Genomic DNA, 15347 nt, shown 5'->3' with positions numbered 1-15347 from the left:
GGTCATTTTCTTAACCGTTCCCGCCGATATCATCGAACGATCCATTTGGGTCGAGGCGCACCCCGGCGACAATATCGTCCCGCTCCGCGTCCGCCCGCACCTTCGCCTTGTTGAATGAAAGGAAGTCTCATGTTCCGGTCTGTTGTGATCGCGACCGCGCTGATCGCGCTTCCTGTCCATAGCGCCGAATCGCCCCGGAAGCCGACTAAGGCCGAACTGGCTGCAATGTCGGTTCCTGCCGAAGATGCCGCGCTCCGCGTGAGGATCACTGGCTTGGATGAACTCGATCCCAGTGTTTGGGTTTCGACCGAACCATTCTTGAAAGGGCCGGTCGATGACAAATTCTTCCGGGCAATGATCGACAAAGCCACAGGCGAGGTGGTGTATCAAATTTACTTCAGATCGACGTCTTCGCGCGGGCCGCTACGCTTGCAGAAAGGAACGTATCTTGTTGGCGGCCAGCTCAAGGCCGTTTCGATCGAGCGGATTGGTGGCGATGTTAGTTGCCGCCAAGGCGGCTGCACTCATTTTGAAGACTTCGTGGCGGATATTCCGCGCGGCGATTTGGAGGCGCTAACCAACGAAGCAGCGGCGTCGTCACCCACATGGCGTATGCGGCTATTTGCTGACGCAATCGGTGGCTCAGACACGGAGTTCCTTCGGAACGAGACGCGCGGCTTCCTCATCGCTGTTGATCGCCAGCGGGCAACGCTTGGTTTTTCGGCGACAGAGCCGGCCTCTGCTACCATGGCGACGAGTGATCGATGACGCATTGTCATCGGAGGCCGACGCGCTCGCACTGATCGACGGCATCGACATGCCCTGCGAGCTGCAAACGGCCATCGCCTGGAACGGGATTGCGTTCGAGGCGACCTGTTCCCTCCATTGCCCGCAGGACACTCCTCGCCCTGTTTACAGGTCCGTCGGCTGGCACCCTGATCTGGCCTTGCGTCAGGCGATCCGGCAGTGCGCAAGCTACTGGCAGCATCGCGCGCGACGGCAGGGCAGCAACGTCTTTGCCCATGCCGAACGCACGCTAGTCGTGGAGCATGGGCTGCCCTGAATTTACGTCCCAGTTTGTAATATTGTGTCGCGGCCCGTTTGGCGGCGAGAGGCGCATCTTTCCGCCGATAATGGCGCATCACCGAACTGGGCGCGCCTTGTCCCAGTTTCTCATGCAGATCGCCGCGTCTCGAACAGCCGACTTGGCGCGTTTGGTTCGGCATGAGCAGCCTCTAAGAGGCCGCTTTTCTGCGCCTGAGAACCTTCTTGAAGGATACCGCGCGCCGACCCCGGCCCACTACAAATCGACCTGTCACGCCGCCGTCTATTTTAACCATCGCTATAGACAGCGCTCACCGATCGCCAATTTTCGAGCGCCCGCGAAATTCCTCCGGAAATCGGCCACATTTGCCCGCTCAATCCCGCCTGATCCCGCCTGATCCCGTCAACGGCCCCACTCCAATATGTCCTGTCCCCCTTCAGCTCCCTCGCCCGGCGCGTCAGCCCTTGTCATAGGCATTGCGGCCGCGCGTCGCGGTCATCCGGTGCGACGAGGCGAGCGCGAGGTCGTGACTGCGCACCGAGCTGACGAAATGCCAGTCGGCGGTGACACGCTCGGGCGTCAGCGCCACCGTCGCATAGCCGCGATCGCGCGTGTTCGCCCAGCGCAGCTGCGGCGACGCGGCGCGCAGGGCGGCGACCCGTATGTCGTCGGGGATGGCGGGCGTATAGCTTTCGAACCCCGGCGAGGTAACGCTGTGTCCGCCGACCTCGATCCCCGCCGGCCGGCCGCCGTGCGTCAGGTCGAACGCCCAGGCATTGTGACTGTCGCCCGACAGGGTGACGAGATTGGCGCCGGCGCGCTGCGCTGCGGCGAGCAGGCGGTCGCGCGCGGCGGGGTAGCCGTCCCAGCTGTCCATATTGAGCGGCAGACCGGCCTTGGCGGCAAGCTGACCGATCTCCACCCGCCGCTGCACATAGTCGGGCAGGTGGGCGCCGAACCAGTTTTTCGATTCGGGCGGGGTGAACAGGCTGCCCATGACAATCTGCTGCGCGCAGACCTGCCAGCGCGTGCCCGATTTCGCCGATGCCGCGAAGCCGTCGAACAGCCATTTTTCCTGCTCGCTGCCCAGCAATTGCCGCGCCGGGTCGCGATAGCCGGTTTCGGCAAATTGCTTGAGCGCGGCGGCCGCGTCGCCCTTGTCGGCAAGGATGTCGCCGATCTCGAACTGCTTGTCGCGCGCGGTGATGCGCGTTTCGGGCAGGAAGATCGTCGCCAGATCGCCGACCTGATAGCTGCGCCAGCGCGCGCCGCCGACCGGCATCCATTCGTCATAGGCGCGCATGGCGGCGGCTTCGCGCGCACCCCAGTCGCCCTCGTCGGGCTGGTGATTTTCGGCCCCGCCCTTCCAGGTGTCATTGGCAAATTCATGATCGTCCCACTGCGCGACGATCGGAAAAAGCTGGTGAAGGCGCTGCAAATCGGGGTCGCTGCGATAGGCGGCATAGCGCAGCCGGTAATCGGCGAGCGCGATCAGTTCGTTCGACGGCTGGATCAGGCGGCCGGGCACCGTCTCCTTCGCCGACGGATAGGTGCCGACCTTATATTCGTACAGATAATCGCCCACATGGACGACCAGATCGATATCCGAACGGGCGGCGGCATGGCCGTAGGCGTTGAACCAGCCGAACGGCATGTTCGCGCAGGAGAACAGCGCCAGGGTGAAGGCGCCCGCCGCCCCTTCCGGCAAGGTGCGCGTGCGCCCCGTCACCGACATCGTGCCGTCGGGCGCGACGAAGCGATAGAAATACCAGCGGCCGGGCTCGAGACCGTCGACGTGCAGCTTCGCGGTATGATCCGCATCGCCGGCGGCGGTGACGCTGCCGCCACCGACGATGCGCACGAAGTCGGCCGTGTCCGACACTTCGGCCGTCAGCGCGGTGTCGGTCGCGGCGGCATAGCGCGTCCATAGGAGCACCGACCGCGGACCGGGCTCGCCGCTCGCGACCCCGTGGGTGAAGCCCTGTGCCGCCATCGCCTGCGCCGCGCCGGGCAAGGCCATTGCGGCAAGCCCTGCCGTGCCGAGCTTCATCAGCAGGCGGCGATCCATTTCGGCCCAAAGCTGGTGCATCGTTTTTCCTCCTGTCTCGCCGGGTCTGTGCCCGGCTTTCATGACAATTATGCGCTCACCCGCTCATACCGAGCGCGAGCAACAGCAGCATGAAAGCGATGACCGCGAACAGGCTGAAGAATAGCAGCAGGGTCGTCCGGGCAAGCGCGCCGACGCGCGACGAGCGATAGGCGCCGCGAAGCTGGCGATACATGTGGAACGGGACATAGAGCATCGCGAAGAAGGTCGCGAGATCGCCCAGCACCGTCAGATTGAGCAGCCGCACCACGACGAAGAGCAGCAGCATGAAGCTGATCGAATAGGTGACGAAGACGAAATGGTCATAGGTGTGGAAACGCCGGCTGAACGGATAGAGCAGCCACATGAAGGGCAGCGACAACGGGATCAGCGCCCAGGCGAATTTATAGGCGTTGGCCTGCAATTTATAGAGAATCAGCGCGGGGTTCGCGAACGCCTTTTGCAGGCCATGGTCGATGAACGGCACCCCGGTATCGACCTTGTTGCGCGTGACGAAATCGGCGCTGGTCTTCACCTGATCGACCGGGTTGTCGAGAACCGGCGGCCCCGCGGCGCGGTCGGCGGTGCGCTCATCCTTGCTGCGGCTGCGCGCAATCCCCAGATAGTCGGCACTTTTCTGAAGCGTGGCGCGTTCGTCCTGCAATTCCTTGCGCTGCGCCGCGGACAGATCCTTTTTCGCAAGTTCGGTATCGATGCGGTCGACCTCGACCTGCATGCTGTCCTTGATCGCGGCCGATCGCGTCTGTTCGGCCGCGGCCTTGTTCAGTTCCTCCCCGACGCCGCCGCCCGCGCCGACCATCGCCAGCACCGCATAGGTCAGGAACACCGCAAACAGGAATAGCGCCAGCGGCGAAATGAAGCTCGCCCGCTCGCCGTGAATGTAGCGGCGCGTCAGATCGCCGGGTCGCCATGTCAGGAGCGGCAGCGTGTTCCACAGCTTGCCCTCGAAATGAAAGATGGCGTGAACCAGATCATGCCCGATCGCGCCGAAGCTGCGATGGACATCGGCCTTCTGCCCGCAGCGATGGCAGTGCGAGCCGCGCAGCACCGTCCCGCAATTGAGGCAGCGGGCGCCCGCGTGCGCGCTGCCTTCGCCATGCCCCGGCTCGATCGCGCCGCCCGCAAGCCCCGCCGTGATCGCCGCCCCGAATGCTTCGATGTCCCCGCTCATGCGCCCTGACTAGTGGGGTGAATGACCTCGTGCAACGGGGCTTTCGGGAATCACGCCAAAAGTGATATTGGCCCGTCGCATGAACGCTGAAACCTCCACAGCCATCGCCGCCGCGCTGCACCATAGCGACGCGGATACGCTGATCGCCGACATGGGCGCACGCGCACGCTTGGCAGCGAAGGCGCTCGCGGTGGCGACGACAGCCGAAAAGGCCAAGGCGCTGCGCACGGCTGCGGCCGAGCTGCGCGCGCGCGCCGCGACGATCCTGGATGCCAATGCGCGCGATATGGAGGCGGGGCGCGAAGGCGGCCTGTCGTCGGCGATGCTCGACCGGCTGCGCCTCGACGAGAATCGGCTCGCCGCGATTGCCGACGCGGTCGAGGCCGTCGCCGCCTTGCCCGACCGGGTCGGCGCCGAAATCGACCGGACCGAGCGCCCCAACGGCATGACGCTGGCCCGCGTGCGCGTTCCGCTGGGCGTCGTCGGCATCATCTATGAAAGCCGCCCGAACGTCACCGCCGATGCTGCGGCGCTGGGGCTGATGTCGGGCAATGCGGTGATCCTGCGCGGCGGCAGCGAGGCCGTGCGCTCGAACCGCGCGATCCACGCCGCACTCGCCGCGGGTCTCGCCCAGACCGGCCTGCCCGCCGATGCCGTGCAACTGGTGCCGACGCAGGACCGCGCCGCGGTGGGAGCGCTGCTCCGCGCGCAGGGCCTGATCGACATCATCATCCCGCGCGGCGGCAAGGGGCTGGTCGCCCGCGTGCAGGACGAGGCGCGCGTGCCGGTGCTCGCGCATCTCGACGGGATCAATCATCTCTATATCGACGGCGCCGCCGATCCGGCCAAGGCGGTGGAGCTTGCGGTCAACGCCAAGATGCGCCGCACCGGCGTCTGCGGCGCGACCGAAACGATCCTGATCGACCGCGCCTATCCCGCACCGCTTGCTATCGTCGACGCGCTGATCGCCGCGGGCTGCGAAGTGCGCGGCGATGCCGCCATCTCGGCGCTCAGCCCCCATGTCACGCGCGCGAGCGCGACCGATTGGGACTGCGAATATCTCGACGCGATCGTCTCGATCGCCGCGGTCGACGGGATCGAGGGCGCGCTGTCGCATATCGACACCCATTCGAGCCGCCACACCGACGCGATCGTCACCGAGGATGTGGCGACCGCCGAGCGGTTCCTGTCCGAAGTCGACAGTGCGATCGTCATGCACAACGCCTCGACGCAATTCGCCGACGGCGGCGAGTTCGGCCTCGGCGCCGAGATCGGCATCGCCACGGGACGCCTCCACGCGCGCGGCCCGGTCGCGCTCGAAGGGCTCACCACCTATAAATGGCTGGTGCGCGGGAGCGGACAGGTTCGACCCTGACCCGCCCGCTCACCACCGGCCTCCTCGGCGGCAGCTTCAATCCCGCGCATGGCGGGCACCGCGCGATCAGTCTTGACGCGATCGATGCGCTGGGGCTCGACGAGCTGTGGTGGCTCGTTTCGCCCGGCAATCCGCTCAAGGCGCAGGCAGGCATGGCGCCGCTTGCCGCCCGGTTGGCCTCGGCACAGCGCATGGCGCGGCGCGCGCCGATCCGTGCCACCGCGATCGAGGCCGAACTCGGCACGCGCTATACCGTCGACACGCTGCGCGCGCTGATCCGTCGCTATCCGAATCGGCGCTTCATCTGGATCATGGGCGCCGACAATCTGGTTCAATTGCCCCGCTGGCGCGACTGGCGGGAGATTGCGCGATTGATGCCGATTGCGGTTATCGCGCGTCCGGGCTATAATGGCCGCACCCATGCTGCAGAGGCGATGGGTTGGCTGCGGCGCTTTGTCCGGCCCGCGGACCAGAAACGTCTTTGGACAGACTGGAGACCGCCTGCCCTCGTGTTCCTGCGTTTTTCGCCCGATGTGCGATCCGCAACTGCAATACGGCAGGCCAACCCCCGCTGGTTCGAAAGCTATGCAGGCCGCGCGCTGCGCGACCCTGTCACGCATTCGCGGCTGGCCATGGATGAAAGGAATGAAACCGCTTGATAGCCGCCAGTAAGGATGCCGCGCCCGGCGCCGCGTCCGCACCCAAGTCTTCGGACGACAGCGTGGAAAGCCTCCACGCGCTGATCCTTCACCAGCTGGACGAGGATCAGGCCCAGGAAACCATTTCCATCCCGCTTGCCGGCAAGAGCAGCATCGCCGATCATATGGTGATCGCGAGCGGTCGGTCGACGCGCCATGTGTCGGCAATCGCCGACAAGCTGGCGCAGCGGATCAAACAGGAAACGGGCCGACCGGTCCGCGTCGAGGGGCTGCCCAATGCCGATTGGGTGCTGATCGACGCCGGCGACGTGATCGTCCATCTGTTCCGTCCGGAGGTTCGCAGCTTCTATAATCTCGAACGCATGTGGTCGTTCGGCGATGCACCGCCGGTTGCCGCGGTAAATTGACGCCTTTGTTCTGTTCGGCCTAAAGCCCGAACAGAAGCGGCACCAGCCCGCTCCCCCGCCCGGCCTCCCACAGGCTACTATCGTCGGGGAGGCCGGGCGGGGGAGCGGGCTGGTGCCGCTTTCACCGAAGGTGAACGAAGACATCATGTTGCTGCACATCATCGCGCGGGGCCGGATCGGGCGCGGGCCCGAGGCCGAACTGGTCGAGCGTTATATGAAGCGCGTGACCTGGGCGCAGAAGATTTCGGAGCTTCCCGACACCGGCGGCCGCGTGCCCGCCGCACCCGTCGGCAGTCGCACCGTGCTGCTCGACGAAGGCGGCGAACAGATGTCGTCGCTCGAATTCGCCAAACTGCTGGAAAAATGGCGCGACGGCGGCGTGCGCGAGGCGCGATTCTGTCTTGGTGCCGCCGACGGCTTCACCCCTGACGAGCGCGAGGGGGCCGACAAGGTTATCGCCTTCGGCCGCGCAACCTGGCCGCATCTGATGGCCCGCGCGATGCTCGCCGAGCAATTGTGGCGCGCCACCAGCATCGTCGCCGGCCACCCCTATCACCGCGAGGGTCGCCAATGAGGGCCGCCTTGCTTGTCATCGCCGCCTTTGCGGCGATCGCCGGCGGCGCGCTGGCGCTGGCGCAGAGCGACGTTTTCGATCCCGCCGCGATTGCGGCGCGCGAGCGCCAGCAGTTGCTCACCGCCAAGGCCCAATCGGCCGCGGCGCTGCGGCGAAGCGCGGTGCTCGAAGCGCAGGCAAGCGCCGCGCGCGACGAGGCCGACCGGCTGAAGAAGCGCAGCGCCGCCCTCGCCGCGCGGATCCAGTCGGCCGAGGCCGATATCGACGCGGCAGAGGCGCGCGTCGCGCTGGTCAGCCGCCGCCTCGCCGATCAACAGACGCGGCTCGCCGAACAGCAGCAGCCCCTGCTCGCGCTCACCGCATCGCTCCAGCAATTGAGCCGCCGCCCGCCGGTGAGCGTGCTCGCGCAGCCGGGCTCGCTGCGCGACATGGTCCACGCGCGCGCCGTACTCGACGCGGTGATGCCGGTGATTCAAGAGCGCACCGCGGGAGTCCGGCAGGAACTCGCGCGGCTGCGCACGACGCAGCAGCAGCAACGCGTCGCGCTGCAGGCGCTTTCGGCAAGCAAGGCACAGCTTGCCGAGCGGCGGGACGCGCTGACGCGGCTCGAGAATGAAGGCCGCCTGCGCTCGCGCGACCTGATGAGCAGCGCGCAGCTCGAGGCCGACCGCGCGCTTGGTCTCGGCGAAAAGGCGCGCGACATCGTCGATCTGATGGACGCGCTGGAGGCCGACGCGGCGGTGCGCGGCGAACTCGCCGATCTGTCCGGGCCGCTTCCGCGCCCCGCCGACCCCGCCAGCGCGGCCCCGCAGGCCGCACCGGTCGCGCCGGCCGCAAGCCGCGACGCGGACCTCGGCGCGGGCGCCTATCGCCTGCCGGTCGTCGGGCGCATCGTTGCGGGGCTTGGCGAAGTGAATGACAGCGGCGTCCGCTCGCGCGGCATCACCGTCGCGACGCAGCCCGGCGGTCAGGTGGTCGCCCCCGCCGCGGGCCGCGTGAGCTTTGCCGGCGATTATCGCGGCTATGGCAAGATCGTCATCATCGACCATGGCGGCGGCTGGACATCGCTGATCACGGGAATGATCGCGCTGTCGGTTTCGGTCGGCGACACGCTGGACGCCGGGGCGCCGGTGGGCCGCGCCGGGTCCGACGACAGCCGGATCACGGTCGAACTGCGCCGCGCCGGGCGCCCGGTCGATCTGGTCGCGATGCTTGGCTGACGCCGCCGCCGTTAACGCGCCGTTCGGGCGACCCTCGCTAGGGCGATCGCGCGCTTGACGCCGGTGCAAAGGCATTGGACGATGGCTCGCCGGGGATTATAGTGCGGCCTGTTCCGCGTGACTGAAAGACATCCATGACCGAATCGACCAAGACTCCCGCCTCCCCGAAGCGCCGCTTCGCCTTCTGGCAGGGGGCCGCCGCGCTCAGCACGCTCGCGCTCGTGCCGCTCGCGACCGGCGCGATGGCGACGGTCGATTCGAAGACCACCGAGGAAATCCAGCGCTTCATGGACGTGTTCCTGGAAGTGAAGGCCAATTATGTCGAACCGGTCAGCGACGACAAGCTGATCGAAGGCGCGATCAACGGCATGCTCGCCAGCCTCGATCCCCATTCGGGCTACCTCGACGCGCGCGACTATTCGACGCTGCGGACACAGACCGATGGCGAATATGGCGGCCTGGGCCTGTCGGTGACGATGGAGGACGGCGTGGTCAAGGTGATCGCGCCGACCGCCGACACACCGGCCGACCGCGCGGGAATCAAGGCCGGCGACTATATCACCCATATCAACAAGCAGCTCATCTTCGGCATGACGCTCGACGAAGCGGTCGAACAGATGCGCGGCCGTCCCGGCACCGAAGTCGAGATTACGGTCGTGCGCGAAGGCCAGGACAAGCCGATGGAGCTGACCCTGAAGCGCGAGATCATCGACGTGAAGCCGGTCAAATGGGAGGTGAAGGACGATGTCGGCGTGCTGACCATCGCCAGCTTCTCCGCCGATGCGGGTCGCGATCTGCGCGCCGCGATGGTCGCGGTCGAAAAGTCGCTCGGCCATAAACCGCGCGGCTGGATCGTCGACCTGCGCTCGAACCCCGGCGGCCTGCTCGATGAGGCGGTGAGCGTCAGCGACGTTTTCCTCGACCGCGGCGAAATCGTCTCGCAGCGCGGGCGCCGCAAGAATGACATCGAGCGTTTCTTCGCCGAACCCGGCGACCTTGCGCAGGGCGCGCCGCTGATCGTGCTGATCGACGCCGGATCGGCATCGGCGTCCGAAATCGTCGCCGGCGCGCTGCAGGACCAGCACCGGGCGTTGATCATGGGCGAACGCAGTTTCGGCAAGGGGTCGGTGCAGACCGTGCTGCCGCTGACCGACACGACGGCGCTGCGCCTGACGACGGCGCGCTATTACACCCCGTCGGGTCGCAGCGTTCAGGAAGGCGGGATCGAGCCTGATATCCGTGTGCCGCAGCTGTCCGACCCCGACTATAAGGACCGTCCGCGCTTTCGCGAAAGCGACCTGCGCCGCCATCTGATCAACGAGAAAAAGGTCGACAACAGCCTGCTCGAAAAGGACGAGAAGGACGATCCGCGCTTCACCGCCACCGCCGAGGAGCTGAAGGCCAAGGGCATCGAGGATTATCAGCTCTATTACGCGCTGCAGACGATCGGTCGCATCGGCCCGTCGACTTCGCGTATGGCGCAGGCGACCAAGCCCGCCGCCAAGCCGACGACGCGCAACTAAGAGGGGCTGAACCACGATGCGAATGTCGCGTTACGCCGCGCCGCTTGCCGCGCTTGCCATCCCGCTGGCGCTCTATGGCGGTGCGCTGGTGTCGCAATTCGGCTTCGGACTCCACCCGTGCGAGATGTGCTACTGGCAGCGCTGGCCGCATCAGGCGGCGATCGTGCTGGCAGCGCTGGGACTGCTGCTCTCCCGCAATACGGCGGCGATGCGCGGGCTGACCCTGCTCGCCGCGATCGCGATCGCGATCAGCGGCGTCATCGGCGTCTTTCACGCCGGGGTCGAATATGGCTTCTGGGAAGGGCTGACGACGTGCAGCACCGGCGTCAGCGGACCGGTATCGCTCAGCGATATCATGGCGGCGCCGATCACCCGCTGCGACGTCCCGCAATGGACGCTGCTCGGCGTTTCGCTCGCCGGTTTCAACGCGATCTTCTCGCTCGCCGGCGCGGCGTTCGTCTTGACCTTGCTGCGCCGCCGTCCCACATCGGCGGCATGATGACAGCTGACCGCAAAACGGCCTCGATGATCCGCGTCGATCAGGCGGGCGAATATGGCGCGACGCGCATTTATGCGGGTCAGCTCGCGGTGATGGGCGACCGCCATCCGATGGCGCGCGAGATCGCGCATATGGCCGAACAGGAAGAGCGGCACCGCAAATTTTTCGACGCGATGGTCGCGCGCCGCGGCGTGCGCCCCACGGCGCTTCAGCCCTTCTGGAACGTCGCGGGCTTCGCGCTCGGCGCCGTCACCGCCGCGATGGGGCCGCGCGCCGCCATGGCCTGCACCGCCGCCGTCGAGACCGAGATCGATCGCCATTATCGCGAACAGCTCGATACGCTGGGCGACAGCGACCCCGAACTGAGCGCAGCGGTTGCCGATTTCCGGGCCGAAGAGCTGGAGCATAAGGAAGCGGCGATTGCCGCGGGGGCCGAAAGCGCACCCGCCTATCCGTTGCTCAGCCTCGCGATCCGCGCGGGCTGCCGCGCAGCCATCGCGCTGTCGAAGCGTATCTGATAGGGTTCCACGGGGAAAGCCTGACCGTTCAGCGCGGATGCAGGCAGTGGGTGGCAAGCCGCCCGAAACGAAAAGGAAATAACGATGACCCGCCTGCCGCTTGCCATGCTGATCCTCGCCGGGGCAGCGATCGCCCAGCCCGCCGCCGCGCAAGATACGGGGCCGGTGGGCCCCGCGAATGAGAAGATCAATCAGGTCATCGTCTATGGCAACGACAAATGCCCCGAGGCGAATGGCGATGAAATCCTGGTCTGCGCCGTGCTGCCCGAAGGCGACCGCTACCGCGTCCCGCAGATTTTCCGTGGCGGCGACCCGCTCGACCCGCGCAACGAAGCCTGGGTGAACCGCGTCGTCTCGCTCCAGCGCGTCGGCCGCTTCGGCACCGACAGCTGTTCGCCGGTCGGGCTCGGCGGCTTCACGGGCTGCACCCAGCAATTGCTCGCCGGCGCGAAGGCCGAGCGGCAGGCGGCCGACAAGACCGACTGGCAGGCGATGATCGCCGACGAGCGCGCCAAGCGCCTCGCCGGGATCGACGCTGCCGCCGACACGGTCGAAGCAGCCGTCGTCGCCGAGGAAAAGGCGCTGGCCGACCGGCAGAAGCAGGCCGAAGAGACCGCGCCCGCAACCGACGCACCGGCAACCGACAATCCCGACGCCGAACCGCTGCCGGTCCCCCCGCCGCGCTGATTTGCGGTACGGCGCGCGGCGCGCGCCTCTCTCTACTGCTATCTTCGACTCGGGCAGAGTGCGGCCTCGCGACCGGGGCTGACGGGGCGCGTCTTCGCGCCCGGCACCCTGCGAAACAACCGAATCTGCGGCAATATCAGCCGTCGGACCCGATTTTGTTGCGATTCTGCGGTGAATCGAGCCCGAAAATTAACGAATCGCTGGCAACCTGTCTTGACTTGGGAATTTTCGGCTGAAAACTTCGCATTTATGGGAATCGCCAGCCGGGGAGGCTGAAAAACAACATGGCATCGACCTTCGAACCGCGCCTCTGGCGCCGCGCCACCGCCAGCGTTCCACCGGCACGCAGTCTGGGTCGACGCATGACCTGGCACGCCGCCGCCGCGCTGATCGTTTTTGCGGCCCTCCAGGTCTGGCTGGTGATGAGCGCGGTTTCGGCCGGCGCCCCGTCGATGCTGGCGGTCGTGTCGCTGATCGTCGTCCTTGCGCTCGCGCTTCCCGTCGCGCGCTCGACCGAGCGGCGCTGGTATCATCTGAGCCGCCAGGCGCTGGCAAGCTGGGGGCTGCACGCGCGCTTCCGCCGCGATGTGCGCCGCCTGTGGGTTGCCGCGATCACCCTGCCCTTCTTGTGGGTCAGCGGTGCGATGGCGGCCACCGATGCCATCGCCGCCATCGCGCGCTGAAGCGCACGTCATCCGACTTTGATTTTGACGCCCCGCCGCGCGCCGTATAGGGCGCGGCCATGCTGAGTGTTTCCGAAGCCCTCGACCGCGCGCAAATGCTGTGCGCCGCCGCGACCAAGGCGGGCGCCGACGCCGCCGACGCGCTTTACTATTGCAATGCCGCGACCTCGGTCTCGATGCGGCTCGGCGCGCTCGAGGATGTCGAGCGGTCCGAGGGGCATGATATCAGCCTGCGCGTTTTCGTCGGGCAGCGCAGCGCCAGCGTCTCGACCGCCGACATGGATGCCGCCGAACTGGCGAAGCTCGTCGAGCGCTGCGTTGCCATGGCACGCGAGGCTCCCGAAGATCCCTATGCGGGCCTTGCCCCCGCCGACCGCCTGTTCACCGGCCCGGTCCCCGATTTCGATCTCGACGACGGCAGCGAAGCCGATCCCCAGGCGCTGCGCGAGGCCGCGCTGGCGGTGGAGGAGGCCGCGCGCGCCGTCGCCGGCGTCACCAACAGCGAAGGCGGCAGCGCGAGCCACAGCCGCACGCGCTTCGCGCTCGCGACGAGCCATGGCTTCGCCGGCGGCTATGGGTCGAGCGGGCACAGCCTGTCGGCGAGCGTCATCGCCGGCGAAGGTGCGGCGATGCAGCGCGATTATGGCTGGCACAGCGCGCATCATCTGTCCGACCTCGAAAGCGCCGCCGAAATCGGCGCGCGCGCCGGAACCCGCGCCGTCGCGCGGCTGAACCCCGGCAAGGCGCCCGTCGGCAAGGTGCCGGTCGTCCTCGATCCGCGCATCGGCAGCAGCATCGTCGGCCATCTGCTCGGCGCGATCGCCGGCCCCGCGATCGCCCGCGGCACCAGTTTCCTGCTCGGCAAGGAAGAACGGGCGCTGTTCGACAGCGCAATCGTCGTGCGCGACGAACCGCATCGTCCGCGCGGGCTGCGCAGCCGGGCCTTCGACGGAGAGGGCCTGCCGACCGCCGCGCGCGATATCGTCGCCGATGGCCGCATTACGGGGTGGCTGCTCGACACCGCGTCGGCGAAGCAGCTCGGGCTCGAACCGACCGGCCATGCGAGCCGCGGCGGCGGCGCGTCGGGGGTCTCTGCCAGCAACCTGCATCTCGCGGCCGGGTCGATCACGCCCGACGCGCTGATCGCCGACATCGACCGCGGCGTCTATATCACCGAACTGATCGGCCAAGGCGTCAACCCCGTGACCGGCGATTATAGCCGCGGCGCGTCAGGTTTCCTGATCGAGGGCGGGCGGATCGCCGGCCCGATCGCCGAATTCACGATCGCGGGCAATCTGATCGACATGTTCGCCGCGCTGGTCCCCGCCGACGATCTGGTCTTCCGCCACGGCACCAATGTGCCGACGCTGCGCATCGACGGCATGACCGTCGCCAGCAGCTAGGCCGGCCGCCCGATGCCCGCGCGCAACCTGGAAGCCGTGATCGCCGCGACGCGCGAGGTCGGCGACATGGCGATGGCGCGCTGGCGCGGCGAGGGCAAGGCGGTCAATGTCTGGCACAAGTCGGAAAATAATCCGGTCAGCGACGTCGATCTGGCGGTCGACGCCCGGTTGAAGGCGGTTCTCGGCGCGATGGTGCCGGAGGCCGGATGGCTTTCGGAGGAAACCGCGGACAACAGCGACCGGCTGTCGCGCCGTTTCATGTGGTGCGTCGACCCCATCGACGGCACCCGCGACTTCATCCGCGGCCGTCCGGGCTGGGCGGTGTCGGTCGCTCTGGTCGTCGACGGCGCTCCCGAAATCGGCGTGCTCTACGCGCCAGCGCTCGACGAGCTTTGGGTCGCCCGCAAGGGTCAGGGCGCGACGCTCAACGGCGAAACGCTGCGCGCCAGCCGCCGGATGATCTTCAACGGATCGCGCGTTCCCGCCGACAGCCTGCCCAAGATCGACCGCGACCTCATCATGGTGACAAAACCCAACAGCATCGCGCTGCGCATGGCGCTGGTCGCCGACGACCGCGCCGATCTGGTCGCGACGCTGCGCTGGGGTTTCGAATGGGACGTCGCCGCCGCGGCGCTGATCGCGACCGAGGCCGGTGCGACTGTCACCGACGCCTTTGGCGAGCCGCTCGTCTTCAACACGCCGCGCGCGCAGGCCTTCGGCGTCATTGCCTGCGCGCCGGGCATTCATGGCGCGGTCGTCAACCGGCTGCACGACCGCGCGGTGGCGCTGACCGCCGACGATTGAGGCGCGCCCCGGCAGGCTGCAAAAGCCGCCGCTTCGCTTGACAATTCGCCCGACTCACCCTAATTGCCGCTGCATTCCAACACCCTGACCGGACGGCGAAACGCTCAGCGCGTCTTCGTGGTCCGTTTTTTGCGTTGGAAAACAGACGCTTTGAGATAGGGATCGTTTGCCAGCGAACCCTGTGGAGCAGGAGAAAGAACAGATGGCACGTATCGCGGGCGTAAACCTGCCCACCAACAAGCGCGTAATCATCGCGCTCACCTACATCCACGGCATCGGCCGCAAGACCGCCGTCGACATCGCCGACAAGCTCGGCATCGACCACACCCGCCGCATCCAGGACCTGTCGGACGCCGAAGTCCTGCAGATCCGCGAAACGATCGACGCCGACCTCACGGTCGAGGGTGATCTTCGCCGCAACACGGCGATGAACATCAAGCGCCTCATGGACCTCGCCTGCTATCGCGGCCTGCGTCATCGCAAGGGCCTTCCGGTCCGCGGCCAGCGCACGCACACCAATGCGCGCACCCGCAAGGGCAAGGCCAAGCCGATCGCCGGTAAGAAGAAGTAAGAGCAGAGATTCGTCCGGGGGACGGATTTCCTTATTTCTCCACCGGAGGTCGCCATCGCACTGGCACCACCGGTCGTTTTCAGGATTTAGGGTTTAGGAAT

General features: G+C 67.0%; 17 protein-coding genes. 15 read left to right on the top strand and 2 right to left on the bottom strand.

Going from position 1 to position 15347, the window contains the following annotated elements:
* Nucleotides 1–129: 129 nt before the first annotated feature.
* Nucleotides 130–768, top strand: coding sequence for a hypothetical protein (locus tag ATE59_RS14855; RefSeq protein ID WP_058813113.1), 639 nt, complete (start codon nucleotides 130–132; stop codon nucleotides 766–768).
* Nucleotides 758–1063: a hypothetical protein gene (locus ATE59_RS14850; protein WP_058813112.1), complete on the top strand. Its 306-nt coding sequence runs from the start codon at nucleotides 758–760 to the stop codon at nucleotides 1061–1063. Before ATE59_RS14855 ends, ATE59_RS14850 begins: the two co-directional genes overlap by 11 nt.
* Before the next feature lie 439 nt (nucleotides 1064–1502).
* Here the strand turns inward: ATE59_RS14850 and ATE59_RS14845 are convergent, their stop codons facing one another.
* Complete coding sequence (locus ATE59_RS14845) at nucleotides 1503–3134, bottom strand: alkaline phosphatase D family protein (RefSeq protein ID WP_058813111.1); 1632 nt, start codon at nucleotides 3132–3134, stop codon at nucleotides 1503–1505.
* A 55-nt stretch (nucleotides 3135–3189) separates the two neighbouring features.
* On the bottom strand, nucleotides 3190–4323 hold the full coding sequence (locus ATE59_RS14840) for a DUF3667 domain-containing protein (protein ID WP_058813110.1): 1134 nt from the start codon (nucleotides 4321–4323) through the stop codon (nucleotides 3190–3192).
* A gap of 79 nt (nucleotides 4324–4402) precedes the next feature.
* On the opposite strand from ATE59_RS14840, the gene ATE59_RS14835 reads away from it, so the two are divergent.
* From ATE59_RS14835 to rpsM, 13 genes are all read left to right on the top strand, one after another.
* Nucleotides 4403–5698, top strand: a complete 1296-nt coding sequence (locus ATE59_RS14835; protein ID WP_058813109.1) for a glutamate-5-semialdehyde dehydrogenase — start codon at nucleotides 4403–4405, stop codon at nucleotides 5696–5698.
* Nucleotides 5662–6357 carry a nicotinate-nucleotide adenylyltransferase gene (locus ATE59_RS14830; RefSeq protein WP_156416807.1) on the top strand — a complete coding sequence of 232 codons (696 nt, stop codon included), beginning with the start codon at nucleotides 5662–5664 and terminating at the stop codon, nucleotides 6355–6357. Before ATE59_RS14835 ends, ATE59_RS14830 begins: the two co-directional genes overlap by 37 nt.
* Nucleotides 6354–6764, top strand: a complete 411-nt coding sequence (rsfS, locus tag ATE59_RS14825; RefSeq protein WP_003040371.1) for a ribosome silencing factor — start codon at nucleotides 6354–6356, stop codon at nucleotides 6762–6764. The genes ATE59_RS14830 and rsfS overlap by 4 nt, the downstream gene beginning before the upstream one ends.
* Before the next feature lie 145 nt (nucleotides 6765–6909).
* Entirely contained in the window at nucleotides 6910–7338 is a 429-nt protein-coding gene (locus ATE59_RS14820) for a 23S rRNA (pseudouridine(1915)-N(3))-methyltransferase RlmH (RefSeq protein WP_003040374.1), read from the top strand.
* Nucleotides 7335–8558 (top strand): murein hydrolase activator EnvC family protein, encoded by a 1224-nt coding sequence (locus tag ATE59_RS14815; RefSeq protein ID WP_058813108.1) that lies wholly within the window; start codon nucleotides 7335–7337, stop codon nucleotides 8556–8558. Before ATE59_RS14820 ends, ATE59_RS14815 begins: the two co-directional genes overlap by 4 nt.
* A 134-nt stretch (nucleotides 8559–8692) precedes the next feature.
* A complete protein-coding gene (locus ATE59_RS14810) occupies nucleotides 8693–10081 on the top strand; it encodes a S41 family peptidase (RefSeq protein ID WP_058813107.1) in 1389 nt (462 codons plus the stop codon).
* 22 nt (nucleotides 10082–10103) lie between these two features.
* Nucleotides 10104–10580 carry a disulfide bond formation protein B gene (locus ATE59_RS14805; RefSeq protein WP_058813106.1) on the top strand — a complete coding sequence of 159 codons (477 nt, stop codon included), beginning with the start codon at nucleotides 10104–10106 and terminating at the stop codon, nucleotides 10578–10580.
* A complete protein-coding gene (locus ATE59_RS14800; RefSeq protein ID WP_058813105.1) occupies nucleotides 10577–11098 on the top strand; it encodes a demethoxyubiquinone hydroxylase family protein in 522 nt (173 codons plus the stop codon). The genes ATE59_RS14805 and ATE59_RS14800 overlap by 4 nt, the downstream gene beginning before the upstream one ends.
* 84 nt (nucleotides 11099–11182) lie before the next feature.
* Nucleotides 11183–11785, top strand: coding sequence for a hypothetical protein (locus ATE59_RS14795; protein ID WP_058813104.1), 603 nt, complete (start codon nucleotides 11183–11185; stop codon nucleotides 11783–11785).
* A gap of 284 nt (nucleotides 11786–12069) precedes the next feature.
* Nucleotides 12070–12468, top strand: coding sequence for a hypothetical protein (locus ATE59_RS14790; RefSeq protein ID WP_003040391.1), 399 nt, complete (start codon nucleotides 12070–12072; stop codon nucleotides 12466–12468).
* 59 nt (nucleotides 12469–12527) lie between these two features.
* Complete coding sequence (locus ATE59_RS14785; protein WP_058813103.1) at nucleotides 12528–13871, top strand: TldD/PmbA family protein; 1344 nt, start codon at nucleotides 12528–12530, stop codon at nucleotides 13869–13871.
* Between the two features lie 12 nt (nucleotides 13872–13883).
* Complete coding sequence (locus tag ATE59_RS14780) at nucleotides 13884–14675, top strand: inositol monophosphatase family protein (protein WP_058813102.1); 792 nt, start codon at nucleotides 13884–13886, stop codon at nucleotides 14673–14675.
* A gap of 202 nt (nucleotides 14676–14877) precedes the next feature.
* Complete coding sequence (gene rpsM, locus ATE59_RS14775; protein WP_003040400.1) at nucleotides 14878–15246, top strand: 30S ribosomal protein S13; 369 nt, start codon at nucleotides 14878–14880, stop codon at nucleotides 15244–15246.
* Nucleotides 15247–15347: the final 101 nt, after the last annotated feature.

The sequence above is a fragment of the Sphingopyxis sp. A083 genome (assembly GCF_001468495.1).
Taxonomy (GTDB): domain Bacteria; phylum Pseudomonadota; class Alphaproteobacteria; order Sphingomonadales; family Sphingomonadaceae; genus Sphingopyxis; species Sphingopyxis terrae.
Note: the sequence above shows the minus strand (reverse complement) of the source record. Positions and strands in the feature narration are given on the sequence as shown.

What these genes read in the sequence shown, in the direction of transcription:
- ATE59_RS14815 (WP_058813108.1), top strand. Translation starts at nt 7,335, where the DNA reads ATGAGGGCCGCCTTGCTTGTCATCGCCGCCTTTGCGGCGATCGCCGGC.
- ATE59_RS14855 (WP_058813113.1), top strand. Translation starts at nt 130, where the DNA reads ATGTTCCGGTCTGTTGTGATCGCGACCGCGCTGATCGCGCTTCCTGTC.
- ATE59_RS14790 (WP_003040391.1), top strand. Translation starts at nt 12,070, where the DNA reads ATGGCATCGACCTTCGAACCGCGCCTCTGGCGCCGCGCCACCGCCAGC.
- ATE59_RS14830 (WP_156416807.1), top strand. Translation starts at nt 5,662, where the DNA reads ATGGCTGGTGCGCGGGAGCGGACAGGTTCGACCCTGACCCGCCCGCTC.
- ATE59_RS14805 (WP_058813106.1), top strand. Translation starts at nt 10,104, where the DNA reads ATGTCGCGTTACGCCGCGCCGCTTGCCGCGCTTGCCATCCCGCTGGCG.
- rpsM (WP_003040400.1), top strand. Translation starts at nt 14,878, where the DNA reads ATGGCACGTATCGCGGGCGTAAACCTGCCCACCAACAAGCGCGTAATC.
- ATE59_RS14800 (WP_058813105.1), top strand. Translation starts at nt 10,577, where the DNA reads ATGATGACAGCTGACCGCAAAACGGCCTCGATGATCCGCGTCGATCAG.
- ATE59_RS14820 (WP_003040374.1), top strand. Translation starts at nt 6,910, where the DNA reads ATGTTGCTGCACATCATCGCGCGGGGCCGGATCGGGCGCGGGCCCGAG.
- ATE59_RS14795 (WP_058813104.1), top strand. Translation starts at nt 11,183, where the DNA reads ATGACCCGCCTGCCGCTTGCCATGCTGATCCTCGCCGGGGCAGCGATC.
- ATE59_RS14840 (WP_058813110.1), bottom strand. Translation starts at nt 4,323, where the DNA reads ATGAGCGGGGACATCGAAGCATTCGGGGCGGCGATCACGGCGGGGCTT.
- ATE59_RS14845 (WP_058813111.1), bottom strand. Translation starts at nt 3,134, where the DNA reads ATGCACCAGCTTTGGGCCGAAATGGATCGCCGCCTGCTGATGAAGCTC.
- ATE59_RS14785 (WP_058813103.1), top strand. Translation starts at nt 12,528, where the DNA reads ATGCTGAGTGTTTCCGAAGCCCTCGACCGCGCGCAAATGCTGTGCGCC.
- ATE59_RS14835 (WP_058813109.1), top strand. Translation starts at nt 4,403, where the DNA reads ATGAACGCTGAAACCTCCACAGCCATCGCCGCCGCGCTGCACCATAGC.
- ATE59_RS14780 (WP_058813102.1), top strand. Translation starts at nt 13,884, where the DNA reads ATGCCCGCGCGCAACCTGGAAGCCGTGATCGCCGCGACGCGCGAGGTC.
- ATE59_RS14810 (WP_058813107.1), top strand. Translation starts at nt 8,693, where the DNA reads ATGACCGAATCGACCAAGACTCCCGCCTCCCCGAAGCGCCGCTTCGCC.